This is a genomic window from Intestinibacter sp. (assembly GCF_022780145.1).
In the GTDB taxonomy this organism is placed as follows: Bacteria; Bacillota; Clostridia; order Peptostreptococcales; family Peptostreptococcaceae; genus Intestinibacter.
Genome location: NZ_JALEXO010000153.1, coordinates 1 through 8,360, shown reverse-complemented (window position 1 = coordinate 8,360; position 8,360 = coordinate 1). Strand labels below are relative to the sequence as shown.

Below are 8,360 nucleotides of genomic sequence, written 5' to 3'. Positions count from 1 at the left end.
AAATGGTTATGCCTGGAGACAACATAACAATAGAAGTTGACTTAATAAACAAAATATGTGTAGAAGAAGGATTAAGATTCGCTATAAGAGAAGGTGGTAGAACAGTAGCATCTGGTGTTGTAGCAACTATAATAGAATAATATTTTGTTTACAATAGATATATAAGAAAGAGGGGTTTTAGACTCCTCTTTTTTAAGCAATCAAACAAAAATATTGACATTGCTTTAAATTTATGATAATTTATACAAAGTAATGGTTAAAGGAAGGTAATAGTATTTTGATAATTTGTTTCAAAATATTATATAACAATATATATATTATTGTATTAAAAGTTGGAGGTGTAGCAAATGAGAGTAAGAGTTACTTTAGCATGTACTGAATGCAAACAAAGAAACTACAACACTACAAAAAATAAAAAAAATAACCCAGACAGAATAGAACTTAAAAAATATTGCAAATTCTGTAAAAAACATACTACTCATAAAGAAACAAAATAGTTATATTTTAAGGATGTGAGTAATATTATGAAAACTCAAGAGGTTAAGGCTAATAAGCCTAAAAAGCAAAGATTTAGTTTAGTTACTTATATTAAGGAAACTATAGCAGAATTAAAAAGAGTAACTTGGTCAACAAAAACTGAGTTATTAAAAAACACAGGTATAGTTTTAGCTACAATTATTTCGTTTACTATTTTAGTATGGGCTTTAGATACACTTTTATCAGGTGCATTAGCGTTAATATTAAAATAGAAAAAAGGAGAATGTAAATGTCGGAAATACAACAACCACAATGGTATGTAGTTCATACTTATTCAGGACATGAAAATAAAGTTAAAGCTACCATAGAAAAAGCAGTAAAAACAAGGGGCATGGAAGACTGTATAAAAAGTGTTATCGTCCCTACTGAAGATGTAATTGAAACTACAAAAGTAAAAGAAAAAGTAAAAGAAGATGGCAAGGTAAAAGAAGTCATCAAAGAAAAAACAAAAGTAAGACAAAGAAAAATATACCCAAGTTATGTCCTTATTAAGATGATAATAACTGACGAATCATGGTATATTGTAAGAAACACAAAAGGTGTTACAGGATTTGTAGGACCAGGTTCTAAACCAGTTCCACTTACTGAAGAAGAAGTTAAATTTATGGGAATAGATTTAGATAAAGTAGGTGAAAAACATGTCGACATAGAAGTTGGCGAAACAGTCAATGTTTGCGACGGTTTATTCAAAGGACAAAGTGGGATTGTGAAAGAAATCGACGTTAAAAATGAAATGGCAAAAGTATGCATAAATGCGTCTAGTGGTAATGAAGTATCATTAGAAATAGATTTAAAGAGCATAGAAAGAATATAATTTAGAAGGAATTTGAGGAGGTGCGCTCGACATGGCTAAAAAAGTTATAGGTCAAATAAAATTACAAATACCTGCAGGAAAGGCTACTCCAGCTCCACCAGTTGGTCCAGCATTAGGACAACACGGTGTTAATATAATGGGATTCACTAAAGAATTCAATGCTAAAACTGCAGATCAAGCAGGAATGATAATACCAGTTGTTATAACTGTATATCAAGATAGATCATTCTCATTCATAACAAAAACTCCACCTGCTGCAGTATTACTTAAAAAAGCTGCTGGATTAGATACAGCTTCAGGTGAACCAAACAAAAAGAAAGTTGCAACATTAACTTCAGCTCAAATAAAAGAAATAGCTGAATTAAAAATGCCTGACTTAAACGCTGCATCAGTAGAAGCTGCAATGAGCATGATAGCTGGTACTGCTAGAAGTATGGGTATCGTAGTAGAAGACTAATTAATAATTAGACACTTCGTTAGAAGTGGGAGGCAAATGCCGACAATAACCACAAGGAGGAATTATAAAAAATGGCTAAAAAAGGTAAAAAATATGCAGAAGCATTAGGAAAAATAGATAGAACAAAATTATATGATGCTAAAGATGCTTTAGCATTAGTAAGTGAAATAGCTACAGCTAAATTCGATGAAACAGTTGAAGCTCATATAAAATTAGGTGTTGACTCAAGACATGCTGACCAACAAGTTAGAGGTGCAATAGTATTACCTCACGGAACTGGTAAAACTAAAAAAGTTTTAGTTTTCGCTAAAGGAGATAAAGCTAAAGAAGCAGAAGCTGCAGGAGCAGATTTTGTAGGTGCTGAAGAATTAGTACAAAAAATACAAAAAGAAAACTGGTTTGATTTTGATGTAGTAGTTGCTACTCCAGATATGATGGGTGTAGTTGGTAGATTAGGTAGAGTATTAGGACCTAAAGGTTTAATGCCAAACCCAAAATCAGGAACAGTTACATTCGATGTTACTAAAGCTGTACAAGAAATCAAAGCTGGTAAAGTTGAATATAGATTAGATAAAAACAATATAATCCACGTTGCTATAGGTAAAGTATCTTTTGGTGGAGAAAAATTAACTGAAAACTTCTCAGTTTTAATGAACGCTATAATAAAAGCTAAACCATCTGCTGCTAAAGGACAATACTTAAGAAGCGTAACAGTTGCTTCAACTATGGGACCTGGAATCAAAATAAATCCTGCAAGAGTAACTGAATAATATTTTGTTGACATAAATCAAAAAGGATGTTATAATAACTCTTGTTGATGTTAAAAACGAATAAATTTGCCGTAGACAGTAGGTGCGAGAGCTTAATTTCCTGCCGAGGTTTTAGATAAATGAAACTAGAGCTTTTATGTCTGGCATTATGTTAGAAATAAAAGCTTTTTTAATTATGTACGGTAAATATACTTTTGTGAAGGAGGTGCACATCTGATGAGAGAAGCTATACAAATGAAATCACAAGTTGTTGCTGAAATAGTTGAAAAACTACAAAAATCATCTTCTACAATAGTTGTAGACTACAAAGGTTTAACAGTAGAAGAAGTTACAGAATTAAGAAAGAAAATGAGAGAAGCTGGTGTTGAATACAAAGTTTATAAAAACACTTTAGTTAGAAGAGCAGCTAAAGAAGTTGGAATAGAAGAATTCAACGATGAGTTATTAGTAGGAACTAATGCTATAGCATTTGGTTATGACGATCCAATAGCTCCAGCTAGAGTTATAAAAGACTTTATGGAAGCTCATCCAAAAATGAAATTAAAAATGGGTGTAGTAGAAGGTACATTCTATAACGAAGCTCAAATAGTTGAGTTCGCTAATATACCACCAAAAGAAGTTCTTCTTGCAAAATTACTTGGAAGCTTAAAGGCTCCAATGTCAAACTTTGTATATTTATTAGATGCTTTAATAAAAGAAAAAGAAGGACAAGAAGCTTAATTGTCAGTTAAATTTAGAAAATAAGATTAAAAAATAAAAATTATTAAAAATTTCGGAGGTGCTAAAAATGACAATAGAACAAATATTAGAAGCTATAGAACAAATGAAAGTTACAGAATTAAATGAATTAGTAAAAGCTGCAGAAGAAAAATTCGGTGTATCTGCTTCTGCTCCAGTAATGGTTGCTGGTGCTGCTGCAGGTGGAGCTGCTGCTGAAGAAAAAACAGAATTTGATGTAATATTAACTGCTGCTGGATCTTCAAAAGTTGGAGTTATAAAAGCTGTTAGAGAAATAACTGGTTTAGGATTAAAAGACGCTAAAGAAGTAGTTGATAACGCTCCTAAAGCTGTTAAAGAAGGTGCTTCTAAAGAAGAAGCTGAACAAATAAAAGAAAAATTAGAAGCTGCTGGTGCATCAGTAGAACTTAAATAATTTTTTTAAGAAAAAGGTGTCTCGGTAGGACACCTTTTTTGAGTTACAATTAATTTATTAAGAAATAAAGTTGAGAATAGAGAATATAAATCTTTTTTGATATTATATTCTCTATTCTCAACTTTATGAAAAAATTACGAAAAAATGGAATTAATACGTAATATTATGTGCATACTAAATAGAGCAGGTTTTTAGTATATAGGTGATAATTTATTTAAAAAATAATATATAAATTTTAAATTATATAGTCCTAAATATTGAAATTTAGTCAAAGTTATGCTAGAATTATTAGATGCGTTTAGTATGACAAGGGTTTTATTTTTAATTATTGAGAGGTGAAAAGTGAATGCCATATCCTGTCACGATAGGTAAGAGAAAGAGAATGAGCTTTTCTAAGATAAAGGAAATAGCTGATTTACCAAATCTTATAGAAATACAAGTAGATTCTTATAAGTGGTTTTTAGAAGAAGGTTTAAAAGAAGTTTTTAATGATATTTCTCCAATTGAGGATTATACAGGTAATTTAATATTAGAGTTTGTAGATTACTCTCTAGATGATAAGCCTAAATATGATATTGAAGAATGTAAAGAAAGAGATGCTACATATTGTGCGCCTCTAAAAGTAAAAGTAAGACTTATTAATAAAGAAACTGGAGAAATAAAAGAACAAGAAGTATTTATGGGAGACTTCCCTCTTATGACAGAGAGAGGTACTTTCGTAATAAATGGAGCGGAAAGAGTTATCGTAAGTCAATTAGTTAGATCACCTGGTGTATATTATGCACAAGAGAGAGATAAAGCTGGTAAAAAACTAATATCTTCTACTGTTATACCTAATAGAGGTGCTTGGTTAGAATATGAAACTGATTCTAATGATGTTATTTCTGTTAGAGTAGATAGAACTAGAAAACAACCAGTAACAGTATTATTAAGAGCGTTAGGAATAGGTTCAAATGCTGAAATAATAGATCTTTTAGGTGAAGATGAAAGATTAATGGCTACATTAGAAAAAGATAACACTACAAATGTTGAAGAAGGTCTAGTTGAAATTTATAAAAAATTAAGACCAGGTGAACCTCCAACAGTTGAAAGTGCATCTTCATTAATAAATGCTCTTTTCTTTGATGCTAAAAGATACGATTTAGCAAAAGTAGGTAGATATAAATTTAATAAAAAGCTTGCTTTAGCTTATAGAATAATGAATAGAGTGGCTTATGACGATATAATCAATCCAGAAACTGGAGAAGTATTCGTAAAAGCTGATGAAAAAATAAGCTATGATGATGCTTGGAAGATACAAAATGCAGGTATCAATGCAGTTACTATAAAAACAGAAGATGAAAAGAAAGTTAAAGTAATAGGAAATAACTTTGTTGACATAAAAGCACATATAGATTTTGACATAGATGATTTAAAAATAAAAGAAAAAGTTCACTATCCTACTTTAAAAGAAATTTTAGACGAATGTAGTGACGAAGAAGAAATAAAAGAAAGTATAAGAATAAGAAGAAAAGAATTAATTCCTAAACATATATTATTAGATGATATAATCGCTTCTATAAGTTACGAATTCAACCTATTCTTTGGAATAGGAAACGTAGATGATATAGATCATCTAGGTAACAGAAGAATAAGATGTGTCGGGGAATTATTACAAAACCAAGTTAGAATTGGTCTTTCAAGAATGGAAAGAGTTATAAGAGAAAGAATGACTGTACAAGACATGGAAGCTATAACTCCACAAGCATTAGTAAATATAAGACCAGTTTCAGCTGCTATCAAAGAATTCTTTGGTAGTTCACAGTTATCTCAATTCATGGATCAAACAAATCCATTATCTGAGTTAACACATAAGAGAAGATTATCAGCATTAGGACCAGGTGGTCTTTCAAGAGAAAGAGCTGGATTCGAAGTGCGTGACGTCCATCATTCACATTATGGTAGAATGTGTCCTATAGAAACACCAGAAGGTCCAAATATAGGTCTTATCAACTCATTGAGTACTTATGCCAAAATAAATGAATATGGATTTATAGAATCTCCTTACAGAAAATATGATAAAGAAACAGGAAAGATGACAGATGAGATACATTATCTTACTGCAGATGAAGAAGATTTATTCATAAGAGTGCAAGCAAATGAACCATTAAATGAAGATGGTAGCTTCGTAAACTCAAAGGTTGTTTGTAGAACTGTAAATGGTACAGTTGAACTTGTTCCTGCTGAAAGAGTTGACTTCATGGATATATCTCCTAAACAAGTTGTATCTATAGCAACAGCTATGATACCTTTCCTTGAAAACGACGATGCCAACCGTGCCCTAATGGGATCAAACATGCAACGTCAAGCTGTGCCTCTAATGAGAAGAGAAGCACCTATCATAGGTACAGGAGTTGAATACAGAGCTGCAAAAGACTCTGGAGCAGTTGTTGTTGCTAAACATTCTGGTATAGCAGAAAGAGTAACAGCAGATGAAATAGTAATAAAAAGAGAAGATGGAAATAGAGATAGATATAAATTACTTAAATTTAAGCGTTCAAACCATGGTACATGTGTAAATCAAACACCTATAGTAAACAAAGGTGATCAAATACAAGAAGGCGATGTAATCGCTGATGGACCAGCTACAGATTTAGGTGAAATAGCATTAGGAAGAAACTGCTTAATCGCATTTATGACTTGGGAAGGTTATAACTACGAAGATGCCGTTTTAATTAATGAAAGACTTGTAAAAGAAGATAGATTATCAACTATCCATATAGAAGAATATGAATGTGAAGCTAGAGATACTAAGCTAGGGCCAGAAGAAATAACTAAAGATATACCAAATGTAGGCGAAAGTGCAATCAAGAACTTAGACGACAGAGGTATAATCAGAATAGGTGCTGAAGTTGATTCAGGAGATATATTAGTTGGTAAGGTAACTCCAAAAGGAGAAACTGAGCTTACTGCTGAAGAAAGATTACTTCGTGCAATCTTCGGTGAAAAGGCTAGAGAAGTTAGAGATACATCTCTAAAAGTACCTCATGGTGAATCAGGTATAATAGTTGATGTAAAAGTATTTACAAGAGAAAATGGTGACGATTTATCACCAGGAGTAAATGAATTAGTTAGATGTTATATAGCTAAGAAGAGAAAAATTAAAGTCGGAGATAAAATGGCCGGACGTCATGGTAACAAAGGGGTTATCTCAAGAGTATTACCAGAAGAAGACATGCCATTTATGGAAGACGGAACACCTATGGATATAGTACTTAATCCACAAGGTATACCATCTCGTATGAACATCGGTCAGGTGCTTGAAGTTCACTTAGGACTTGCTGCTAAGAAACTAGGATGGTATGTTGCAACATCTGTATTTGATGGCGCTAAAGAAAGTGATATAATGGACGCTCTTGAACAAGCAGGATACCCAAGAGATGGTAAATTAACATTATATGATGGTAGAACAGGTGAAACATTTGATAATAAGATAACAGTAGGTTACATGTATTACTTAAAACTACATCACTTAGTTGATGACAAGTTACATGCAAGAAGTACAGGACCATATTCACTAGTAACTCAACAACCACTTGGAGGTAAAGCTCAATTTGGTGGACAAAGATTTGGTGAAATGGAAGTTTGGGCTCTTGAAGCATACGGAGCTGCACACATACTTCAAGAAATACTTACAGTTAAATCAGACGACGTTGTAGGTCGTGTAAGAACTTATGAAGCAATAGTAAAAGGTGAAAATATTCCTGAACCAGGAATACCTGAATCATTTAAAGTTCTTATAAAAGAACTTCAAAGTTTATGTCTAGATGTTAAAGTTTTAAGTGAAGAAGATGAAGAATTAGAAGTAAAAGAATCTACAGACATAGATGATGAAGTTGATGGAAACTTCGAATTAAATCTTATTAGTGATGAGAGAGAAGTACAAGAATCTCATGTTATTGAAGATATGGAAGATGAAGATGATGAAGATTTAATAGAAGAAGACATTGATTATGATGTTGAAGAAGTAGATGATAATTTAAATTTTGATTTCAATGGCTTTGGAGATGAAGACAACAGTGATTTTGAAATATAGTTTTATAATAAAATAAATATCAAATAGAAGGGAGAGAACTCCTTGTTTGAATTAAACAATTTCGAGTCGATAAAAATAGGTTTAGCCTCTCCAGAACGTATAAGAGAATGGTCTAGAGGAGAAGTTAAGAAACCAGAAACAATTAATTACCGTACTTTAAAACCAGAAAAAGACGGTTTATTCTGTGAAAGAATATTTGGACCACAAAAGGACTGGGAATGTCATTGTGGTAAATATAGAAGAGTTAGATATAAAGGTGTAGTTTGTGATAGATGTGGTGTAGAAGTAACTAAATCTAAAGTAAGAAGAGAAAGAATGGGACATATAGAGCTTGCAGCTCCTATGTCTCACATCTGGTACTTCAAAGGTATCCCAAGTAGAATGGGTCTTTTACTTGATATGTCACCAAGATCTCTAGAAAAAATACTATACTTTGCTTCATATGTTGTTATAGATCCAGGTGAAACTGGATTAAACGAAAAACAATTACTAACAGAAAAAGAATTTAGAAGTAATTATGAAAAATATGGAAATACTTTTGAAGTTGGTATGGG

8 protein-coding genes, 2 pseudogenes and 1 other annotated feature are annotated in these 8,360 nt (G+C 31.9%); all 10 genes and pseudogenes read left to right on the top strand.

What is annotated here, in order from left to right:
- Window positions 1–140, top strand: a pseudogene (gene tuf, locus MR593_RS06055) (elongation factor Tu); the annotation flags it as partial.
- 207 nt (window positions 141–347) lie between these two features.
- Window positions 348–497: a 50S ribosomal protein L33 gene (gene rpmG, locus MR593_RS06050; protein WP_290690852.1), complete on the top strand. Its 150-nt coding sequence runs from the start codon at window positions 348–350 to the stop codon at window positions 495–497.
- A 27-nt stretch (window positions 498–524) separates the two neighbouring features.
- Window positions 525–749 carry a preprotein translocase subunit SecE gene (secE, locus tag MR593_RS06045; RefSeq protein ID WP_290690850.1) on the top strand — a complete coding sequence of 75 codons (225 nt, stop codon included), beginning with the start codon at window positions 525–527 and terminating at the stop codon, window positions 747–749.
- A gap of 17 nt (window positions 750–766) precedes the next feature.
- Window positions 767–1,351: a transcription termination/antitermination protein NusG gene (nusG, locus tag MR593_RS06040; RefSeq protein WP_290690849.1), complete on the top strand. Its 585-nt coding sequence runs from the start codon at window positions 767–769 to the stop codon at window positions 1,349–1,351.
- Between the two features lie 31 nt (window positions 1,352–1,382).
- Entirely contained in the window at window positions 1,383–1,808 is a 426-nt protein-coding gene (gene rplK, locus MR593_RS06035) for a 50S ribosomal protein L11 (protein WP_290690846.1), read from the top strand.
- A 71-nt stretch (window positions 1,809–1,879) separates the two neighbouring features.
- On the top strand, window positions 1,880–2,578 hold the full coding sequence (gene rplA / locus MR593_RS06030) for a 50S ribosomal protein L1 (protein WP_290690845.1): 699 nt from the start codon (window positions 1,880–1,882) through the stop codon (window positions 2,576–2,578).
- Window positions 2,579–2,629: 51 nt separating this feature from the next.
- Window positions 2,630–2,758 (top strand) — a sequence feature (ribosomal protein L10 leader region).
- Window positions 2,759–2,794: 36 nt separating this feature from the next.
- A complete protein-coding gene (gene rplJ / locus MR593_RS06025; protein ID WP_290690843.1) occupies window positions 2,795–3,298 on the top strand; it encodes a 50S ribosomal protein L10 in 504 nt (167 codons plus the stop codon).
- Window positions 3,299–3,365: 67 nt separating this feature from the next.
- Entirely contained in the window at window positions 3,366–3,731 is a 366-nt protein-coding gene (gene rplL / locus MR593_RS06020) for a 50S ribosomal protein L7/L12 (RefSeq protein ID WP_290690841.1), read from the top strand.
- Between the two features lie 346 nt (window positions 3,732–4,077).
- Window positions 4,078–7,806, top strand: coding sequence for a DNA-directed RNA polymerase subunit beta (gene rpoB, locus MR593_RS06015; protein WP_290690839.1), 3,729 nt, complete (start codon window positions 4,078–4,080; stop codon window positions 7,804–7,806).
- 42 nt (window positions 7,807–7,848) lie between these two features.
- Window positions 7,849–8,360, top strand: a pseudogene (locus MR593_RS06010) (DNA-directed RNA polymerase subunit beta'); the annotation flags it as partial.

Coding starts and splice junctions, on each gene's coding strand:
- rpmG (WP_290690852.1), top strand. CDS start 348: ATGAGAGTAAGAGTTACTTTAGCATGTACTGAATGCAAACAAAGAAAC.
- secE (WP_290690850.1), top strand. CDS start 525: ATGAAAACTCAAGAGGTTAAGGCTAATAAGCCTAAAAAGCAAAGATTT.
- nusG (WP_290690849.1), top strand. CDS start 767: ATGTCGGAAATACAACAACCACAATGGTATGTAGTTCATACTTATTCA.
- rplK (WP_290690846.1), top strand. CDS start 1,383: ATGGCTAAAAAAGTTATAGGTCAAATAAAATTACAAATACCTGCAGGA.
- rplA (WP_290690845.1), top strand. CDS start 1,880: ATGGCTAAAAAAGGTAAAAAATATGCAGAAGCATTAGGAAAAATAGAT.
- rplJ (WP_290690843.1), top strand. CDS start 2,795: ATGAGAGAAGCTATACAAATGAAATCACAAGTTGTTGCTGAAATAGTT.
- rplL (WP_290690841.1), top strand. CDS start 3,366: ATGACAATAGAACAAATATTAGAAGCTATAGAACAAATGAAAGTTACA.
- rpoB (WP_290690839.1), top strand. CDS start 4,078: ATGCCATATCCTGTCACGATAGGTAAGAGAAAGAGAATGAGCTTTTCT.